An 18,320-nucleotide genomic window follows, 5' to 3' on the forward strand; every position below is an offset into this window, starting at 1 on the left:
GCGTAAAGTTACAGCGCTCCGGGCCGCCCGCCCGGTATGCGAAAGGAGTTTTTTCTGTGAAGATATTCAACACGCTCACCCGCCAAAAAGAGGAACTGGTGCCCATCGAGCCCGGCAAAGTCAAGATCTACGCCTGCGGCCCCACCGTGTACAACTACATCCACATCGGCAACGCCCGGCCCATCTGCGTGTTCGATACGCTGCGCCGCTACCTGGAGTACGCCGGCTACCAGGTCACCTTTGTGCAAAACTTCACCGATATCGACGACAAGATCATCAAAAAAGCAGGCGAAGAGGGCAAGACCTTCGCCGAGATATCCGAGCGGTACATCGCCGAGTACAAGACCGATGCCACCGGCCTCAATGTGCGCGAGGCGACCTATCACCCCAAAGCCACCGAGAATATCCAGAACATCATCGATCTGGTCTCGGCGCTCATCGAAAAGGGCTACGCCTACGTGGCCTCTAACGGCGACGTCTACTTCCGGGCGCAGAAATTTGCCGAGTACGGCAAGCTCTCCCACCAGCCGCTGGAGGACCTGGAGGCCGGCGCCCGCATCTCGGTGGGCGAGATCAAAGAGGACCCCGTGGATTTTGCCCTCTGGAAGGCGGCCAAAGAAGGGGAGCCCTACTGGGAGTCCCCCTTTAGCAACGGCCGCCCCGGCTGGCATATCGAGTGCTCGGCCATGGCTAAAAACTACCTGGGCGACACCATCGACATCCACTGCGGCGGGCAGGACCTCATCTTCCCCCACCACGAAAACGAGATCGCCCAGTCCGAGTGCGCCAACGGCTGCGATTTCGCCCACTACTGGATGCACAACGGCTACATCAACATCGACAACCGCAAAATGTCCAAGTCGCTGGGCAACTTTTTCACCGTGCGCGAGATCGCCGAGGTCTACGGCTACGAGCCCATCCGCTTTATGATGATCGCCGCCCATTACCGCAGCCCTATCAACTACTCGCAGGAGGTCATCCAGCAGTCGGTGAGTGCCCTGCAGCGGCTTTATAACTGCCGTGACGAGCTGGATTTCGCCCTGCAGACAGCCGCCGACAGCGGCGACGAGAGTCTCACCCAGTCGGCTGCCGCCGCCAAAGAAAAATTCGATGCCGCCATGGCCGACGACCTCAACACCGCCGACGCCATCGGCGCCATCTTCGAGCTGGTCAAAGATATCAACATGGCTGTAAACGGCGCGCAAAAACCCAGCCGGCCGTCGCTCGAGCGGGCGGCTGAAACCTTCGATGTGCTCACCGACGTGCTGGGCCTGTGCTACAACCGCCAAAAAAACGAGGTGGATGACGACATCGAGGCGCTGGTCGAAAAGCGGCAGCAGGCCCGCAAAGACCGCGACTTCGCCACCGCCGACGCCATACGCGATCAGCTGGCGGCCATGGGCATCACTTTAAAAGATACCGCCGACGGGGTACAGATCATCCGAAAATAGCCCGTTTTTACAATTTGTTTACAATTTAAAAGCAGCTGCCGCCGCCCGATCCGGTGGTGCGCAGCTGTGCGCCGATGAGCCGCAGGGGCCAGTTTGCCCCTGCGGCTCGCGCCGTCAAAAACCCAAAAAAGGAGGATGACGATGGGCTTTATACGCACCACCCCGCGCCTGATTCTGCGCCCCCTGACCCAGAACGACTGGGAGGACCTGGCCCAAATACTGCAGGATGACCAGGTGATGTACGCCTACGGTCACCACTTTCAAGATGCCGATGTGCAGCAGTGGCTCGACCGGCAGCAGCAACGCTACCGCCAGCACGGCTTTGGCCTGTGGGCAGCGGTAGAAAAACAGAGCGGCCACGTGGTGGGCCAGGTCGGCCTCACCCTACAGCCCTGTCTGGGCCGGCAGGTGCTGGAGGTGGGCTATCTGCTCAAAAAGCGGTACTGGCACCGGGGCTATGCCCGCGAGGCGGCCGCCAGCTGCGTGCAGTACGCCTTTTGCCAGCTGGGGGCCACACGGGTGCACGCCATCATCAAGTGCGACAACCAGCCCTCGCTGCGGGTGGCCCAGGCGCTGGGCATGACCTGCCGCCAGACCTTTACCACCCGCTACTATGCCGGCGATATGCGCCACTACCTGTACGCCATCGACGCGCCGCCGCAGTAGCGAGCGTTTTTGAGGGCGCTGTCGCCCGGCCCGGTGTTGCTGTTTTTGGCCGCCGCGCTATATTTGTGCTATACTGGTAAAAACCATTTTGTCCGGTCTCTGTTATGCCGGCTCAACACCAGAGGAGGGATCACCGTGCTGAAACCTGTCCCCGCCGACCACCCGCTGTTCTCCACCGCCGCCTATCAAAAAGACAAAGTTTCTTTTAGCCTGATGGAGGTCATCCGCCAGCAGCCGCTGTATCTGGCGAGCGACGGCCGCTGGGCGGTGGTGGGCATGTCCAGTCCCCACTACCCGGCCTGGGTGTGGACCGACGACGCCATCCCCCAGAGCGCCGTCCCGGCCGTCATCGACTGTTGCAGCGGTTTATTTGACGGGCAAAACAGGGCTCAATTCGTGGCCAAGCCAGCAATTGCCGCCGCGCTCTCCGCGCGCTTTGGCGGTCAAAAAGGGGCGGTGGCCAGCACAGTGCAGATGCAGAGCTTTCACTGCCCGCAGCCGGTGCCGCCCAAAAACCGCGACCTGCCCATCACCCAGCCGGTCCCCGGCGACGAGTCCCAGCTGGCCGACTACCTGCGCAACTTCGATATCGACTGTTTCGGCGAGCTGCGCCACACTGGCGACCTCAAGCAGGCCGCCGCCCGCTGCATCGAGAGCGGCCGCTTTTACATCATCCGCCGCCCCAGCGGGCTTATCGCTGCCGTGGCCGAGCGCAAGCGCGACACCGACCAGTTCGTGGCTATCGGCGGGGTGTATACCATGCCCGCCTATCGGGGCGGGGGCTTTGCCGCGGCGCTGGTGTACCACATCGCCCAAAATATCTTGGCCGATGGCAAGATCCCTTGCCTGTATACCGATCTGGCCAATCCGTCCTCCAACAGGGCCTACCAAAATGTGGGGTTTGCCCCCTGCGGCCGGGTGGACGAGCTCACCCTCACCTGGTGAGCGGGCCGCCCCGGCAGCACCGTTTCTATACAGTACAGAAAAAGGGCCGCGGCGCGCACAGTGCGCGCTGCGGCTCCTCCTTTAAAAGCTATTTTTCGGCTCGCTGTCGCCACAGGGCTGTCTGGGTCCCAGTCGCGCGTACACCGCAGCGATAAACGCCGCCTTGCCCGCCGTGTACTGCACCCGGTCGTCTGGCCAGCGCTGCGCCAATTCCCGCTTTAGTTTCTCGTACTGCACCGCCGTGTCGGGGTGGGCGTTGAGATAGTCCCGAAATCCCACCAGCTGAAAAAATTCCTCTTCCCGCCGGTCGTAACAGTGAATGTGCCGCAGCGAGCGGCCGTCGCCGCCCCGCAAAACGAACAGGTGGTAGCTGTCGCGGCCAAACTGGGGGCCGCAGTGCTCGTATCCGCGTACCGTCAAAGCCGCGATATCCATGGCCTCTATGTCGGCCAGTCTTACGGCTACATCCAGTATGGGCTTGGCGCAGATACTGCTGATCGCCGTGCTGCCCACATGCTGGATATCCAGTACCGCCGGTCCCCACGCCGCCTCGATTTCCGCCTTTACCTGCGCAAACTCTTCGTCCCAGGCAGTGCTGTGCGCCAGCAACCGCACCTTACCTCTCCCAACACCTTCCACTTATTGCCCTCCCTCTGCCGCGGTGGCGACCACACATTTTTTTCAGTTTACTACAGACGGCGGCAAAATGAAATACCTGCCTCGGCTACTGGTACCGGGCTGTATTGCGCTCCATACAGGTCTTATTGGGGCAAAAATTCCCAAAAAAGAGCCGCCCAGCAGTGCTAAAGCGCTGCTGGGCGGCTGGCTAGATGTTGGCAGGGGGCTCTTTTAGCCGCTTTACGGCTCGTCGCCACCCATCAGGGCGGTCATCTCGTCCACCTTTTCCAGCGGAAAAGGCGGCAGCACCACCGGCCGCATGGCAATAGACATCAGCTTGGCCGGGTTATCGTCGGCGGCGATGCGGTTCGAGTGCAGCGCGCCACAGCGGCGGCAGCGGTGGATGATGGCCCACTCGCCGCTCCTGCGCACCCATACCGCCACTGGCTCCATAATACCGCCGCAGTCGGCGGCCCGGTCGCCGGGCTGGTCGTCCAGGTGCAAACTGCTCAGGCAGTTGGGGCAGTGGTTGCGGTGCTCGCTGCCGGCGTCGGCCGGCACCACCAGCCGCCCGCACACCTTACAGGTAAACGTCTCGCAGCAGCGGTGTGTCTTATAATATCCTCTGTCAAATGATTTTCTTTTATTTTCCCGATTCATGGGATGCGCCTCCTAAAGGTGAAATATCAATCCTTTGGGGGAGGCCTTGCCCGCTGTCAGGGCGCTGACCTCCCGGTCAGCGCACAATATCCAGCATATTGTAATACTGCAAAAGCACAGCTCCTTTTTATCTTTATAAGTATATTTAGTCGATCAGCGCGTCGCAAAAAGCTGCCACGTCGTCTCCGGTCACTTCCAAAACCGTGCGGCCCGCCGCCGCCCCCTCCCAAAACAGTTGGACGATCTCTGCCAGCAGGTCTATACTGGCGTTCGGTTCGACCGGGCCCGCTTTGAAAATGTATTTTTGTATCTCGCGATACACCAGCTGGTAGTCCTCTGGCAGCGCTTTTACCCGGGCCATGTGCGCCCGCCAGGCTCTCTTTTCCTCTATGATCTGTTTTAGGTGCATACGGCCCTCCTTATCGGCCCAATTTTTTGGCTACGTTGCGGCTAAGCTGCCTCCGCCACTTGTCGCGGGCGGTGTGGGCGCCTTCTTCACCGGCCAGTGCCGCACAAAAGCCCTCTATGTCGCCGCCCAACACCTCCCGGGCGCTCTGTCCGTCGGCTGCCGCCTCTTCCAGCAGGCCCAGGGCACCGTTAAAGAGTGGCATCAGGTTGCGGCCAGTCAGGTCGGCGTGGTGCCACAGCTGCAGGCGTATCTCCTCCCACGCCGCGCGCAGGTCAGCCGGCAATGCCTGGGCACGCCCCTCAAACAGCGCCATCTCCCGGGTCATATCGGCGCCGGTTATCTTATCCCAAAAATTCATACATCTCTCTTTCTGAGCTGGTCGAGCCGTGCGGCGACGAACGCCCACCTTTGCCAAAACCGCTCCAGCTCCCTGTGTCCGGCATCGTTGAGGGTAAAAAACTTGCGTGGCGGTCCCTTGGCCGACGGCTTTTTCACCACCTCGACAAGCGCATTTTTTTCCAGACGTAGCAGGATGGTGTACACCGTCCCCGCCACGACTTCGGTAAAGCCCAGCTGGACGAGTTCCTGGGTGATCGCGTAGCCGTAAGTCTGTCCGTGGCTGATGATCTCGAGCACACAGCCCTCCAGTACACCTTTGAGCATTTCGGTCAGGTTTTCCAATCGGCACAGTCCCTCTCTATTCTGTATAACAAGTATGCAGTAGTACTTACTACTGCTCCACTGTAACACGTGCCCGCCCAGCCGTCAAGAGTAAAAAAATGTAAGGATACCCGTCTATGGCAGTGTACAGCGCCGCGCTGCACAGCCGCACAGAAATATTTGTGCAGATCGCGGCCGGGCGTGTCACTGTGAATGGCGGCATGGGGTATCTGGTAAAAGAATAGGGGAGATCCGCCCGCGGCATCCCCTGTTTGTGCCGCCCGTGTAGTGCAAAACAAAAAACGGAGCATGGCTGCGACCACGCTCCGTTATTTCGGCATAAAAAATGCCGCCCCCGCTATTGCAGGAACAGCACCCCTGGTGGACAATAAGGGACTTGAACCCCTGACTTCCTGCACGTCAAGCAGACACTCTACCAGCTGAGTTAATTGTCCATATCAAATAAAAAAGAACAAATCTGTTTTTGTGACAAACCACACTTGCTCTGTGACTAAGATTATAGTACAGGCCCATTTAAAATGCAAGTCCTTTTTTCGGTTTTTTTCAATTTTTTTGACCGACAGCGGCCGGCCCGGCAATAAGAGCTCCGCCGCCGCGGTAAGACCGTGTATCGATGGCGGTGGACAGGATGGGGGTGCAGCAGCGCTTTGCCGCCGGTCGCCAGCCGCGCCGGCACCGGTCCGCACATGCGCCGCCTACCTGCCCCGGCCCGGTAAACGACCGCTATAAAGCAGCGGTAGACACCCGCGTTTGGCACGTATACCGGCGGCTGCAACTACCGCGACCGGCTGCGGCAAACGGTTGTTTGCAGGGGCCAGTTGTGGTATAATAACTTCGCTTACGTCTTAAGATATGTGGCTCGGTGGCGGCAGTTGGCCGCCGGAGGAGTAGCTGCGGCAAAGAAGGGGGAGGTCGGCGCGTGAAAATACTGGGTATCGACCCGGGCTACGCCATTGTAGGCTACGGCGTGATCGACTTTACCGCCAACCGCTTTACCACGCTGGACTACGGCGCCATCACCACTCCCGCCCACACCGAGTTCTGCTCGCGCCTGGGGCAGATCTACACAGATATGCAGCAGCTCCTCGACCTGCACCACCCCCAAGCTATGGCGGTGGAAAAACTGTTTTTTACCAATAATAAGACCACTGGTATCGCCGTGGCCCAGGCCAGGGGCGTCATTTTGCTGGCCGCCACCCAGGCGGGGGTACCGGTGTACGAGTATAACCCCATGCAGGTAAAACAGGCGGTGGTGGGCTACGGCAAAGCCGTCAAGAGCCAGGTGCAAGAGATGACCCGCTCACTTTTAAATCTGCGCGCCGTCCCCAAGCCGGACGACACCGCCGACGCGCTGGCTATTGCCATCTGCCACGCCCACACCGCCGGTTCGCTGCTGGCCGACCGCTATTTCAGCCAGCGCCTGTGACCTTTATCAAATAGAAACGAGGCCGCCATCATGTTATACAGCCTTAACGGCATTTTGCAGTACAAAGACCAGAAGATCGCCGTCATCGACTGCGGCGGGGTGGGCTTTCGCTGCCTGTGTACCCTAAATACCATCGCCGGCCTGCCGGCTACCGGGCAAAAGGTGCTGCTCTACACCTTTTTAGATGTAAAAGAAGACGCCCTGGACCTCTACGGCTTCTCTACGCTGCAGGAGCTGGAGTGCTTTAAGCTGCTCACCTCGGTATCGGGGGTGGGGCCCAAGTTTGGGCTCTCTATGCTCTCCTCTTACACCCCCGACCGCATTGCGCTGTGCATTGCCAGCGGCGACACCAAGACCCTCACCACCTGCCCCCATATCGGCCCCAAGATCGCCGGCCGTATCGTCAACGAGCTCAAAGACAAGGTGCAAAAGCTGGATCTGGGCCAAGCCGGCGGGGCCGAGCTTTCGGCGGTGGGGCAGGCGGCTGCTGCCAGCACCGGGGCTATGGGCGACGCGATCGACGCACTGCTGGCCCTGGGCTACACCCAGTCAGAGGCGGCGGTGGCGCTGGCTAAGCTCGACCCGGAAGCCGACGTGGAGGAGCTCATCAAGGGGGCGCTAAAAGCCCTGGCGGGGAGGTAGACCGATGCTCGAGCGCTTTGATATGGATATGGACTTTGAAAACCGCATGGTCACCCCCGACTACACCGCCGAGGACGCCGAGGTGGAGACCGGTCTGCGCCCCCGCACACTGGAGGAGTATATCGGTCAGTCCAAAGCCAAGGAGAACCTCTCCATCTTTATAGAGGCCGCCAAAAAGCGGGGCGAACCGCTGGATCACCTGCTGCTCTACGGCCCGCCGGGTCTGGGAAAGACCACGCTGGCCTGTATCGTCGCCAACGAGATGCACGTCAACATCCGCATCACCTCCGGCCCGGCTATCGAAAAGCCCGGCGATCTGGCGGCGCTGCTGACCAACCTCACCGCGCAGGACATCCTCTTTATCGACGAGATCCACCGCCTCAACCGCAGCGTGGAGGAGGTGCTCTACCCGGCCATGGAGGACTACGCGCTGGATATCATCGTCGGCAAGGGGCCCTCGGCCCGCTCCATCCGCATCGACTTGCCCCCCTTTACGCTCATCGGCGCCACCACCCGGGCCGGGCAGCTGTCGGCCCCGCTGCGCGACCGCTTTGGCGTGGTGTCGCGGCTGGAGATGTACACCGATAAAGAGCTGGCCAAGATCGTCAGCCGCTCGGCCGGCATTATGGAGATCCCCTGCGACCCCGAAGGCGCCCTGGAGCTGGCCCGCCGCTCCCGCGGCACCCCCCGTATCGCCAACCGGCTGCTCAAGCGGGTGCGCGATTTTGCCCAGGTAATGGGCGATGGGGTCATCACCCTCGACATCGCCCGCGAGGCGCTGGACCGGCTGGAGATCGACGAGCTGGGCCTCGATCAAAACGACAAAAAGGTGCTCGAGGTCATCATCCAAAATTACGGCGGCGGCCCGGTGGGGCTCGAGACCATCGCCGCCGCCATGGGCGAGGAGTCGGTCACCATCGAGGATGTCTGCGAGCCGTTTCTCATCCAGCTGGGCTTTTTGAACCGCACTCCCCGCGGCCGCTGCGCCACCCCCAAGGCCTATGCCCATATGGGCTATCCGCTGCCGCAGGAGATGGTCGCCCCGCCGCCGGGCCAGCAGTCGTTTGATCTCTAAGTAAAACTCGGCGCCCGCCGCTAAAGCGCCCGGGCGTGCCATATACTGTACCAGATGTGCTGGGCCTGTGCTCGGCGCTCGGCCACACCGCGGGCAAGGTACCGGCCGCTGCCGGTCCTCGCCGCACAAATCTGCATTTTGGAAGGATCTGAAACAAATGGGTAAATACTTTGGGACCGACGGCGCCCGCGGCGTCGCCAACGAGGACCTGGGCTGCGAGCTGGCCATGGCCATTGGCCGCGCCGCCGCCACTGTGCTCACCGAGCACACCCACAAAAAGGCCAAGATCATCATCGGCAAAGACACCCGCATCTCCGGCGACATGCTGGAGGGAGCTCTCTGCGCCGGGCTCTGCTCGGTGGGGGCCGACGTGCACCTGCTGGGTGTGGTGCCCACCCCGGCGGTGGCCTATCTGGTCAGCCTCTACGGGGCCGATGCCGGCATCATGATCTCGGCCTCCCACAACCCGGTACAGTTTAACGGCATAAAGATCTTCGACAGCCACGGTTTTAAACTGCCCGACGCCATCGAGGAGGAGATCGAGCACCACATCGACCACCCCGAGGAAATCGCCCTCAAGACCGGCACCCAGCTGGGACAGGTCCACCGGGCCGAGACGGCGGCAGAAGATTACATCGCCCACATCCTCGACACGGTAAACTGCGACGCCTCGGGCCTAAAGGTGGCCTTCGACTGCGCCAACGGCAGCGCCAGCGCCACCGCCCGCCAGCTGTTTGGCCGGCTGGGGGCGACCTGCCTGTTTATGGCCGACAGCCCCGACGGCACCAACATCAACGACCAGTGCGGCTCCACCCACATCCAGGGGCTGTGCGACTTTGTGGTCGAAAACGGCTGTGACCTGGGCCTGGCTTTCGACGGCGACGCCGACCGCTGCCTGGCGGTAGATGAAAACGGCCAGCTCATCGACGGCGACAAGATGATCGCCATCTTTGCCGCCCACTTAAAAGAGTGCGGTGCGCTCAAGCGGGATACCGCCGTCATCACCGTCATGACCAATATGGGCTTTTTCGAGTTTGCCAAAAACAGCGGTATCGCCACCGCCGTCACCACCGTGGGCGACCGCTATGTGTTGGAGGAGATGCGCGACAAGGGCTATAACATCGGCGGTGAGCAGTCGGGTCACATCATCTTTTTAGACCACGCCACCACCGGCGACGGCCAGCTCTCCGGCGCTCAACTCATCCAGGTGCTGGCGAGCTCGGGCAAAAAAGCCTCGCAGTTGGCGTCGATCATGAATGTATACCCCCAAGTGCTCAAAAACCTCACAGTTCCCAACGACAAAAAAACAGTGCTGCAAGACAGCGCCGTGCTGGCCGAGATCGCCCGCCACGAGGTGGCACTGGGAGACAGCGGCCGTATCCTGGTGCGTGCTTCGGGCACCGAACCGCTGGTGCGGGTGATGCTCGAGGGCAAGGATCAGGCACAGATCGAGGGCATCGCCCAGCAGATCGCCGACAAGATAGAGGAGCGTTTATAGACCCATGAGATTGGCACAGCACTGGCAGGACTACCAGATACTCGACACCTCGGCCGGCGAAAAGCTGGAGCGCTGGGGCGACCGCATCCTGGTGCGGCCCGACCCGCAGATCATCTGGAATACCCAAAAAGACACCTCGCTCTGGGGCCGGGCCGAGGCCAGGTATCACCGCTCAAAGTCGGGGGGCGGCAGCTGGGAGAAGTTTAAAAAGTTCCCCGACAGCTGGCGGATACGCTATCGCGACCTGACCTTTAAAATATCTCCCACCGGCTTTAAACACACCGGCTTATTTCCCGAGCAGGCGGTCAACTGGGACCTGTACGCCCAGCTCATCGAGCGGGCCGGCCGCCCCATCCGGGTGCTCAACTTGTTTGCCTATACCGGCGGAGCCACGCTGGCCTGCGCCGCTGCCGGCGCCAGCGTCTGCCACGTAGATGCCTCCAAAGGAATGGTGGCCTGGTCACGGGAGAACGCGGACCTATCTGGCCTGCAGGAGCGGCCCATCCGCTGGATCGTCGACGACTGTGAGAAGTTTGTCGCCCGCGAGATACGGCGCCAGAGCTTTTACGACGCCGTCATCATGGACCCACCTTCCTATGGGCGCGGCCCCGGCGGCGAGGTGTGGAAGCTGGAGGACTCGATCTACGATCTGGTGTTGCTGTGTGCCGGGGTGCTGTCTAAAGAGCCGCTGTTTTTCGCCATCAATTCCTACACTACCGGGCTGTCCCCCTCGGTGATGGCGCATATTTTGGGGGTTACTGTAAAGCCGCGCTTCGGCGGACAGATAAGCGCTGACGAGATCGGCCTGCCGGTGCAGCACACCGGGCTGGCCCTGCCCTGCGGCAACACCGCGATCTGGCTGGGAGGTGAGTAGCCGCGTGAAAGAGCCGATCATACAGGTAAAAGACCTGGTGTTTTCCTACCAGTCCAGCGACGAGTCGCTGCCACCCCACCGGGCGCTGCGCGGGGTCAGCTTAGAGGTGCCCGAGGGCCAATTTTTGGCTGTGCTGGGGCACAACGGCTGTGGCAAATCCACGCTGGCCAAGCACCTCAACGGCATCCTGGTGCCCGAGTCGGGGCAGGTGCTCATCGACGGCATCGACACCCGCGACGACGACCGCATCTTCGATATCCGCCAGATCGTAGGGATGGTATTTCAAAACCCAGACAACCAGATCGTGGCCACCATCGTCGAGGAGGATGTGGCTTTCGCCCCCGAGAACATGGGCGTTCCCCCCGCCGAGATACGCCGCCGGGTCGACTGGGCGCTCGAGACCGTCAATATGCAAAAATATCGCCAGCAGGCTACCTATCAGCTGTCGGGCGGGCAAAAACAGCGGGTGGCCATCGCCGGTATCTTGGCCATGCAGCCGCGCTGCATCGTGCTCGACGAGCCCACCGCCATGCTCGACCCCCACGGCCGCCGGCGCATACTGGCCACCATCCGCACCCTCAACCGCGAGCTGGGCATGACGGTGGTGCTCATTACCCACTACATGGACGAAGCCGCCCAGGCCGACCGGGTGCTGGTGATGGACGACGGGGCCGTGGTCATGGACGATATCCCCCAGCGGGTGTTCTCCCGCGTCACCGAACTGCAGGCGATCGGGCTGGATGTGCCCCAGCCGTCCGAGCTGGCTTTTCAGCTGCGGCGGCAGGGGGTAGAGCTGCCCTACGATATCCTTACGGTAGACGACTGCGTCACCGCACTGGCCCACCTGTTGGAGGCATAGAATTTGGCTATCATCAAAACAACAGATCTCACCTATATCTACAACGCCGGCCTGCCCACCCAGACCACCGCCATCAAAGACATCAATATCGAGATCGAGGAGGGCGCGTTCGTCGGGGTCATCGGCCATACCGGCAGCGGCAAATCCACCCTTATCCAGCACTTAAACGGCCTGCTGCGCCCCACCTCGGGCAAGGTGTATATCGACGGCCGCGATATCTGGGCACATAAAGAGCAGATACGCCAGGTGCGCTTTGACGTGGGCCTGGTGTTCCAGTACCCCGAATACCAGCTCTTCGAGGAGACGGTATACAAGGATATCGCCTTTGGCCCGGGCAACATGGACCTTTCAGACAGCGAGATCGACAGTCGCGTCAAGCAGGCCGCCGAGGCGGTGGAGCTCTCGCCGGCCGACCTGCAAAAGTCCCCCTTCGAGCTGTCGGGCGGGCAAAAGCGGCGGGCGGCCATTGCCGGCGTGCTGGCCATGGAGCCCAAGATCCTCATTTTGGACGAGCCCACCGCCGGGCTTGATCCCCGGGGCCGCGACACCATCTTAAAGCTCATCACCCGCTATCACCAAGAGAAGAAAAACACCATCCTGCTGGTCTCACACAGCATGGAAGACGTGGCAAAATTCGCCTCTAAAGTGCTGGTGATGAGTGATACCGGCGTGCTCATGTACGACACGGTACAGGCGGTGTTCTCCCATGCCCAGCAGATCCGGCAGATCGGCCTGTCCATCCCGCAGATCACCCAGATCTTTATCCAGCTGGCCGACCGGGGCTATCCGGTGCCCCGCAATGTCTACAGTGTAGAGCAGGGCATGCGCGAGATCCAAAAACTGCTGCAGGGCAGAGAGGGGGGGAAGCCGTGATCCGCGATATCACCATCGGCCAGTACTTTACCGGCCACTCGGCGCTGCACCGCATGGACCCCCGCACCAAACTGGTGCTCACCATCGCCTACATCGTGGTCCTCTTTTTGACCGACAGCCTGCCCGGCTATCTGCTGGCCATCGGGCTGCTGGTGCTCTGCTACAAACTGGCGCACATCGGGCTCAAGGTCATTTTGCGCAGCCTAAAACCAGTCATTCCGCTGGTACTGTTCACCGGTATACTCAACATGTTTTTCATCAGCGGCGACGTGCTGTGGCACTGGTGGATCTTCCGCATCACCCAGCAGGGGCTGTACTTTGCCGCCATCATGAGCGTGCGTATCATCTGCCTCATCGCCGGCACCTCGCTGCTGACCTATACCACCTCGCCCATAGCCCTTACCGACGGGCTGGAGCGGCTGCTGGCGCCGCTGGCCAAGCTGCACTTTCCGGTACACGAGCTGGCCATGATGATGACCATCACCCTGCGCTTTATCCCCACCCTGGTAGAGGAGACCGACAAGATCATGTCGGCCCAAAAATCCCGCGGCGCCGATATGGAGACCGGCGGGCTCATCAAGCGGGTCAAGGCGCTGGTGCCCATTCTCATCCCGCTTTTCGTCTCCTCTTTCCGCCGCGCCGACGAGCTGGCTCTGGCTATGGAGTGCCGCTGCTACCGGGGCGGTGAGGGACGCACCCGCATGCGACAGCTGCATATGGGCGGGGTAGACCTGGCGGCCACAGCGGTCATGGCACTCATCTGTGCCGGCATCATCCTGTGCAATTATCTGCCGCTGTAAAAGTGAAACATCAAAAAACATGTTTTTTCGGCAAAAAGGAGTCGTGTTCGACCCACTTTGTGTATATTTTTAAATAAATATACCTTTTGTATAGTCAGATCCGGCAAAGGAGCACCCATGCGCAATATCCTGCTCACGCTCAGCTATAAAGGCACCCGCTACCACGGTTCCCAGGTGCAAAAAAATGCGCTCTCGGTCACCCAGGTGGTACAGGATGCCATTCAGGCTGTCTACCACCAGCGGTACGACATCAAGGGCTGCTCCCGCACCGATGCGGGGGTACATGCCAACATGTACTGTCTCAACTTCCGCACCGAGTCGCCCATGCCTGTCCGCAAGATCCCGCTGGCGCTCAACGCCCACCTGCCGGGCGATATCTCGGTCTATCGGGCACAGCAGGTGCCCGACGACTTTCACGCCCGCTACAGCTGCAGCGAAAAAGAGTATGTCTACAAATTGCTCGACACCCGCTTTGGCAGTCCGTTTTACGAGGAGCTCAGCTATGTGCGCGGGTTTGGCCTAAATGCCGACGACCTGCACCGGCAGGCCCAGCAGCTGGTGGGCACCCACGACTTTCGCGCCTTCTGCTCGCAGAAGACCGACCAGCAAAACACCACCCGCACCGTCAGCCATTTTTCGGTACAGCGCTGTGGCGACCTGGTCACCTTCACGGTGCGGGCCGACGGCTTTTTGTACAACATGGTGCGCATCATGGTGGGTACGCTCATCGGTCTGGGCACCGGTACCGTCCATCACCGTATCGATACCATTTTAAATAGTGGCGACCGGTCGCTGGCCGGCCATACCGCTCCCGCCCGGGGCCTCTACCTCAATCGGGTGTTTTATCCCGATATCCGGCCCTAGCACCGCACCCGACAACACTCTGACCCATAAAGGGGGACCAGCATGGCAACGCTCTCTGATATCGAGGTGGCCCGCCGCCGCAAACACCGCAAAAAACAGCTGCGCAAAATGGGCGCTCTGGCCCTGCTGCTGATCCTGGTGGCGGTGCTCTATTTTAATCGCCAGCATCTCACCGTCGAAAATATCTCCACCACCTGGCAAAATTTCACCGCCAGCTGGCAATCGGGCCCCGGTTTTCCGCTGGAGCTCGACGGCGGTGTGCCGCGCGATATCGCCGCCGGCAGCGGCTCGCTCAACCTGATCACCGACACCGATATCATCACCTATAACCGCTCGGGCAAACAGGTGAAAAACACGCCCCACAACCTGGATGACTGCGCTATCCAGACCAGCGGCAGCAACTCGCTGCTATTTGGCCGTGGCGGCAAGACCTTTGCCCTCTACTCCAAGACCGCCCAGATCTATCAAAAAACGCTGGAACAGACCATTATCGACGGCGATGTAGACAGTAATGGCAACGTGGCGCTGGCCACCAGTTCCGGGCGCTACCTGGGCGAAGTGGTGGTATATGACCGCAGTAAACAGCAAATATACAAATGGTCATCGTCTGATTCTTATATACTGTCTGTAGATTTTGGGGCGAGCGGCTACCTGGCAGTGAACACGGTCAACGCCCAAAACGGGCAGATGAACACCACCGTCTACGTGCTCAACATCAAAAAAGACAAAGAGATCTCCAAGACCACTTTTGAAAATACAATGGCTCTGCGGGTACAGTTTTACGGCAGCAAAGTCGTAGTGGTGGGCGACCGCCAGATCACCACCCTGCGCCGTGACGGCAAAAAGCTGGGCAGCTACGAGTACGAAGGCAGTGTTCTCAGTCTGCCCGACCTGAGCCAGAGCGATTTTTGCGTGGCTTTTGGCGACAACAGCCAGACCCATATCAATCAGGTGCTGCTGTTTGACGATACCTGCAAAGTGACCGGTAAGATCGACTATCAGGAGGACATCTTGGGGGTATACGCCCATTCTGGCCGGGTGGCGATACTCAGCAAGCAGGCGCTGCGCGTGTTTGATAAAGAGGGCAAAATGGTCAAGGAGGAGCAGATCAAAAAGCTCTGTCTGGATATGAGCGCCGAGGGGAACACCGTATTTGTGCAGACCAGCGACGGTCTGGAAAAATTCTCTCTATAATCTTTTCGCGCGAAGGGTCAGATAAAACAGATGAATGCACAGAAATGTCTCCCTGCCCAGCAGCGCAAAAAGTGTGAGAAACGCTCTTCGGAGCGCAGTTCCTCACCACCGCATAACAGCGGCGGCGCATCTCTTATACCCCGGGATCGCTTGATCTATTTACGGCCGCAAACGACCAAATGCGTATGGTATAAACTGCGCTCTTGGCGATTGCACGACAGAACACCGGGCAGCACCGCCCTGCCCGGTGCTGCCATATCGGCATAACTTCAGCTCTTACCGCGGCGGTCGGGGACCGGTGAGGTAGACCACGAGGGCATACCTGCTCAACAGCAGATGAGACATGGGCTGCATGGCCAGGGGCATGTTTGTCCTCTATCGTCGCCATATCCATGTCTTTCGGGCGGCAATGACCGCTACCGGGGTTTTGGCATACCAGCTGCACAGCCGTTGGGTTCAGCCGGCGTGCGTTGCCCGCCGCGCCTGTGTTCGCGTTTCGGCCCAAAGTTGCGGCAATATTTTCACCCTATATCTGCTACCATCATCCCATAAAAAGGGGGCATCTCATGGGCTTTGTTTTTGATATCATCACCGTTACGATCATCATCGTTCTGGCGGTCATCTGTGCCAAACAGGGTTTTGTGCGCAGTCTCATCACCCTGTGCGGCTGTGTGCTGGCACTGCTCTTTACCTATATCGTCAGCGTACCGGCTGCCAATTTTCTCTATAAAAATGTGGCGCAAAAGCCGGTACAGTCGGCTATATCTAAAAATATGGAGGGCTTTGCCGCCGACACTGCCGACACCGCCGCCGCGATCGAGCGCGGGCTAGACGGCCTTATCGGCCCCATCAAGGCTCTGCTGCCCGAGCAGGGGCAAGACACGGTAGACAAATTGGCGGCAGACCTGCAGGGGGGCACCCAGCAGTTTGCCAGCGCACTGGAAGAGAACGTGGTGGCGCCGGTAGTCACCTCGCTTTTGCACGTGCTCTGTTTCGTCGTCATTTTTGCTTTGGCCCTTATCCTGGTGCGGCTGGTGGCCCGTGTGGGGCAGGTGGTCAATTACATCCCGGTGGTGGGCGGCCTCAACCGGGTATTGGGTGCCGCGCTGGGGGTGCTGCAGGGGGCCTTTTGGGTGTATCTGCTGGCTATTTTGGTGTGGGTGCTGCTGGCTCTCTCTCAAAATGCCTGGCCGGTGCTCAACGGGCAGACTGTCGAGAGCAGCTGGCTGTTCAGCTGGTTTTACCACCACCAGCCATTTTATCTGTGATCTGGCGGCAGTATTCGGGTTCAGCTACCCATGTGTAGCCAGTGCTGTCCCCATAAAAAGATGGCCGGCCGGCAGTTCATTGCCGGTCGGCCATCCTCTCTGTTTTGCCTACTTGGGGCAGATGTAGCGCGGCAGCCCCACGCTGTGTTTTCCGTACTCGATGGCGGCGCTCGGGCAGCGGCAGATACAGGCCATGCAGTGGGTGCAGTCTCCGCCCCACACCGGTCGGCCCCTCTCCAAGCGGATGTTGCGCAGCGGGCACACCTGGGCGCATTTTCCGCAAGAGATGCAGCTGTCCTTTACATAAAACTTTTTCGCATGGACGCACATCGGGTAAAACAGGTCGTTTACGATCCCGCTATTGAGCCGGTCGGTCACGGTGACGGGTCGCGGCGGGAATGTCCCGCCGGCTGCTATCAGGGCGGCCGCCTGATCGATAGCGGCCTCCGCCCGGTCAATGACCGCCAGCGCCTCCTCTCTGTCAGGGGTGGTGAACATGGCGATATAGTTTTCCGGCATAACGATGGGAAAGCACCCGCAGTACGCCATCTTTTTAGACGCACACAATCTCTGCAGGTATTTTCCGGCGTTGCCGGCGCTGCCCCCACAGGTCATTACAAAGTACAGCTTGCGGCTGCCGCTCAGGTCCGTCTCTTTCAGCCACTCCTGTAAAATGCGGGGGATCCTCCAGGCATAGGTGGGCGCCACCACCACCCAATGGTCATCGGCGTGTATCGGCGTAAAGTCGCGGTCCCTGATCTTCTCGAACAGGTCTACCACCGGTTCCCCGGTCACCCGGCCGATCCGCTCTGCCACATAGGCGCTGTTTCCCGTCCCCGAAAAATATAAGATCATACTTCTCCTCCTCTGCTGGGTGTGGGCGGCTGTGTGCTGATATGCCGAACGCTCTCGTAGATCAGCTCTACCAAAGTGGCGAGATCTCTCCACCGCGTTTGGTCTGCACTCAAGTAATAGTAATTTTTAGTCCCCTCCCGGCGCATAGACACGATGCCTGCCCCCTTTAAGATCTGCAGGTGGTGCGACACAGACGGCCGAGTCAGATGTATTTTCTGGGCGATCTCTCCCACGCGAACGCCCGATAGATCGCTCTCGAGCAGCACCAGCAAGATCAGTTGTCTGGTCTCGTCGCCCAAGGCGGTAAACGCATTTCGGCATTTTTGAAAGCCGCCTGCGATCGCTCTCTGTCTCTCTGCACAGTCCATCATGTTCCACCCCTATCCTATAGCTTGCCCGCTGCCTTTTCGCGAGACACCGAGCGCAAAAGTTTTATCTGTGCGGGTAGCCCGGTATCAGGTCTACGCGTTTTACAGGGAGATGTGCAGCGCTCGCCGCCCGTCTGGTCTTGGGGGAGGTATTGGCAGCTGCGGTGAAAAATGCTGAATAAGATCGCCGATCCAACCGGGCATGGGCCGCTTTGTCTCCATACGATCCGCGACCGATGCGCAGTTCGGCGCAGAAAAGATCCGATATCTGCCCATACCTGCACAGTGCCTTTC

At 60.0% G+C, this 18,320-nt stretch carries 21 protein-coding genes and 1 tRNA gene; 14 read left to right on the forward strand and 8 right to left on the reverse strand.

The window, feature by feature from the left end:
• Positions 1-56: 56 nt before the first annotated feature.
• From cysS to H8K20_RS11365, 3 genes are all read left to right on the forward strand, one after another.
• Positions 57-1,451: a cysteine--tRNA ligase gene (gene cysS, locus H8K20_RS11355; protein WP_186488482.1), complete on the forward strand. Its 1,395-nt coding sequence runs from the start codon at positions 57-59 to the stop codon at positions 1,449-1,451.
• Between the two features lie 141 nt (positions 1,452-1,592).
• Entirely contained in the window at positions 1,593-2,117 is a 525-nt protein-coding gene (locus H8K20_RS11360; RefSeq protein WP_186488483.1) for a GNAT family N-acetyltransferase, read from the forward strand.
• A 135-nt stretch (positions 2,118-2,252) separates the two neighbouring features.
• Positions 2,253-3,062, forward strand: a complete 810-nt coding sequence (locus H8K20_RS11365; RefSeq protein ID WP_186488484.1) for a GNAT family N-acetyltransferase — start codon at positions 2,253-2,255, stop codon at positions 3,060-3,062.
• An 81-nt stretch (positions 3,063-3,143) separates the two neighbouring features.
• Here H8K20_RS11365 and H8K20_RS11370 read toward each other — a convergent pair whose 3' ends face one another.
• The 6 genes from H8K20_RS11370 to H8K20_RS11395 all read right to left on the reverse strand — a co-directional run bounded on the left by H8K20_RS11370 (position 3,144) and on the right by H8K20_RS11395 (position 5,864).
• Entirely contained in the window at positions 3,144-3,701 is a 558-nt protein-coding gene (locus H8K20_RS11370; RefSeq protein ID WP_154867659.1) for a GrpB family protein, read from the reverse strand.
• Between the two features lie 219 nt (positions 3,702-3,920).
• On the reverse strand, positions 3,921-4,340 hold the full coding sequence (locus H8K20_RS11375; protein ID WP_186488485.1) for an RNHCP domain-containing protein: 420 nt from the start codon (positions 4,338-4,340) through the stop codon (positions 3,921-3,923).
• Between the two features lie 145 nt (positions 4,341-4,485).
• Positions 4,486-4,749 (reverse strand): DUF1048 domain-containing protein, encoded by a 264-nt coding sequence (locus tag H8K20_RS11380; protein WP_154867663.1) that lies wholly within the window; start codon positions 4,747-4,749, stop codon positions 4,486-4,488.
• 10 nt (positions 4,750-4,759) lie between these two features.
• Positions 4,760-5,107, reverse strand: a complete 348-nt coding sequence (locus tag H8K20_RS11385; RefSeq protein ID WP_154867665.1) for a DUF1048 domain-containing protein — start codon at positions 5,105-5,107, stop codon at positions 4,760-4,762.
• On the reverse strand, positions 5,104-5,430 hold the full coding sequence (locus H8K20_RS11390) for a PadR family transcriptional regulator (protein WP_186488486.1): 327 nt from the start codon (positions 5,428-5,430) through the stop codon (positions 5,104-5,106). Before H8K20_RS11390 ends, H8K20_RS11385 begins: the two co-directional genes overlap by 4 nt.
• A 358-nt stretch (positions 5,431-5,788) precedes the next feature.
• A tRNA-Val gene (locus H8K20_RS11395) sits at positions 5,789-5,864 on the reverse strand.
• Positions 5,865-6,349: 485 nt separating this feature from the next.
• Between H8K20_RS11395 and ruvC the strand changes: the two genes are divergently transcribed.
• The 11 genes from ruvC to H8K20_RS11450 all read left to right on the forward strand — a co-directional run bounded on the left by ruvC (position 6,350) and on the right by H8K20_RS11450 (position 16,803).
• Positions 6,350-6,856 carry a crossover junction endodeoxyribonuclease RuvC gene (gene ruvC / locus H8K20_RS11400; protein ID WP_105205297.1) on the forward strand — a complete coding sequence of 169 codons (507 nt, stop codon included), beginning with the start codon at positions 6,350-6,352 and terminating at the stop codon, positions 6,854-6,856.
• A gap of 30 nt (positions 6,857-6,886) precedes the next feature.
• A complete protein-coding gene (gene ruvA / locus H8K20_RS11405; protein WP_105205296.1) occupies positions 6,887-7,498 on the forward strand; it encodes a Holliday junction branch migration protein RuvA in 612 nt (203 codons plus the stop codon).
• A 4-nt stretch (positions 7,499-7,502) separates the two neighbouring features.
• Positions 7,503-8,573 (forward strand): Holliday junction branch migration DNA helicase RuvB, encoded by a 1,071-nt coding sequence (gene ruvB, locus H8K20_RS11410; RefSeq protein WP_154867671.1) that lies wholly within the window; start codon positions 7,503-7,505, stop codon positions 8,571-8,573.
• A 157-nt stretch (positions 8,574-8,730) separates the two neighbouring features.
• A complete protein-coding gene (gene glmM, locus H8K20_RS11415) occupies positions 8,731-10,071 on the forward strand; it encodes a phosphoglucosamine mutase (protein ID WP_186488487.1) in 1,341 nt (446 codons plus the stop codon).
• A 4-nt stretch (positions 10,072-10,075) separates the two neighbouring features.
• The gene (locus tag H8K20_RS11420; protein ID WP_186488488.1) at positions 10,076-10,945 is read left to right on the forward strand and encodes a class I SAM-dependent methyltransferase; all 870 of its coding nucleotides are present in this window, start codon (positions 10,076-10,078) and stop codon (positions 10,943-10,945) included.
• A 4-nt stretch (positions 10,946-10,949) separates the two neighbouring features.
• Positions 10,950-11,804 (forward strand): energy-coupling factor transporter ATPase, encoded by an 855-nt coding sequence (locus H8K20_RS11425; protein ID WP_105205292.1) that lies wholly within the window; start codon positions 10,950-10,952, stop codon positions 11,802-11,804.
• 3 nt (positions 11,805-11,807) lie between these two features.
• Entirely contained in the window at positions 11,808-12,677 is an 870-nt protein-coding gene (locus H8K20_RS11430; protein ID WP_186488489.1) for an energy-coupling factor transporter ATPase, read from the forward strand.
• A complete protein-coding gene (locus H8K20_RS11435; RefSeq protein WP_105205290.1) occupies positions 12,674-13,477 on the forward strand; it encodes an energy-coupling factor transporter transmembrane component T family protein in 804 nt (267 codons plus the stop codon). Before H8K20_RS11430 ends, H8K20_RS11435 begins: the two co-directional genes overlap by 4 nt.
• 117 nt (positions 13,478-13,594) lie before the next feature.
• On the forward strand, positions 13,595-14,341 hold the full coding sequence (truA, locus tag H8K20_RS11440) for a tRNA pseudouridine(38-40) synthase TruA (protein ID WP_154867679.1): 747 nt from the start codon (positions 13,595-13,597) through the stop codon (positions 14,339-14,341).
• Between the two features lie 42 nt (positions 14,342-14,383).
• Positions 14,384-15,535: a DUF5711 family protein gene (locus H8K20_RS11445; protein ID WP_105205288.1), complete on the forward strand. Its 1,152-nt coding sequence runs from the start codon at positions 14,384-14,386 to the stop codon at positions 15,533-15,535.
• Between the two features lie 566 nt (positions 15,536-16,101).
• Positions 16,102-16,803 carry a CvpA family protein gene (locus H8K20_RS11450; protein ID WP_186488490.1) on the forward strand — a complete coding sequence of 234 codons (702 nt, stop codon included), beginning with the start codon at positions 16,102-16,104 and terminating at the stop codon, positions 16,801-16,803.
• A gap of 108 nt (positions 16,804-16,911) precedes the next feature.
• Here the strand turns inward: H8K20_RS11450 and H8K20_RS11455 are convergent, their stop codons facing one another.
• Together H8K20_RS11455 and H8K20_RS11460 are read right to left on the reverse strand one after the other, a co-directional pair.
• Positions 16,912-17,658, reverse strand: a complete 747-nt coding sequence (locus H8K20_RS11455; RefSeq protein WP_186488491.1) for an EFR1 family ferrodoxin — start codon at positions 17,656-17,658, stop codon at positions 16,912-16,914.
• Complete coding sequence (locus tag H8K20_RS11460; protein WP_186488492.1) at positions 17,655-18,029, reverse strand: ArsR/SmtB family transcription factor; 375 nt, start codon at positions 18,027-18,029, stop codon at positions 17,655-17,657. The genes H8K20_RS11455 and H8K20_RS11460 overlap by 4 nt, the downstream gene beginning before the upstream one ends.
• Positions 18,030-18,320: the final 291 nt, after the last annotated feature.

Source organism: Neobittarella massiliensis (ex Bilen et al. 2018) (genome assembly GCF_014269355.1).
GTDB lineage: Bacteria > Bacillota > Clostridia > Oscillospirales > Ruminococcaceae > Neobittarella > Neobittarella massiliensis.

Excerpts from the sequence above, each read along its gene's own strand:
- H8K20_RS11380 (WP_154867663.1), bottom strand. The coding sequence starts at position 4,749 with ATGCACCTAAAACAGATCATAGAGGAAAAGAGAGCCTGGCGGGCGCAC.
- ruvA (WP_105205296.1), top strand. The coding sequence starts at position 6,887 with ATGTTATACAGCCTTAACGGCATTTTGCAGTACAAAGACCAGAAGATC.
- H8K20_RS11445 (WP_105205288.1), top strand. The coding sequence starts at position 14,384 with ATGGCAACGCTCTCTGATATCGAGGTGGCCCGCCGCCGCAAACACCGC.
- H8K20_RS11360 (WP_186488483.1), top strand. The coding sequence starts at position 1,593 with ATGGGCTTTATACGCACCACCCCGCGCCTGATTCTGCGCCCCCTGACC.
- H8K20_RS11450 (WP_186488490.1), top strand. The coding sequence starts at position 16,102 with ATGGGCTTTGTTTTTGATATCATCACCGTTACGATCATCATCGTTCTG.
- H8K20_RS11385 (WP_154867665.1), bottom strand. The coding sequence starts at position 5,107 with ATGAATTTTTGGGATAAGATAACCGGCGCCGATATGACCCGGGAGATG.
- glmM (WP_186488487.1), top strand. The coding sequence starts at position 8,731 with ATGGGTAAATACTTTGGGACCGACGGCGCCCGCGGCGTCGCCAACGAG.
- H8K20_RS11420 (WP_186488488.1), top strand. The coding sequence starts at position 10,076 with ATGAGATTGGCACAGCACTGGCAGGACTACCAGATACTCGACACCTCG.
- truA (WP_154867679.1), top strand. The coding sequence starts at position 13,595 with ATGCGCAATATCCTGCTCACGCTCAGCTATAAAGGCACCCGCTACCAC.
- ruvB (WP_154867671.1), top strand. The coding sequence starts at position 7,503 with ATGCTCGAGCGCTTTGATATGGATATGGACTTTGAAAACCGCATGGTC.
- H8K20_RS11375 (WP_186488485.1), bottom strand. The coding sequence starts at position 4,340 with ATGAATCGGGAAAATAAAAGAAAATCATTTGACAGAGGATATTATAAG.
- H8K20_RS11460 (WP_186488492.1), bottom strand. The coding sequence starts at position 18,029 with ATGATGGACTGTGCAGAGAGACAGAGAGCGATCGCAGGCGGCTTTCAA.
- H8K20_RS11455 (WP_186488491.1), bottom strand. The coding sequence starts at position 17,658 with ATGATCTTATATTTTTCGGGGACGGGAAACAGCGCCTATGTGGCAGAG.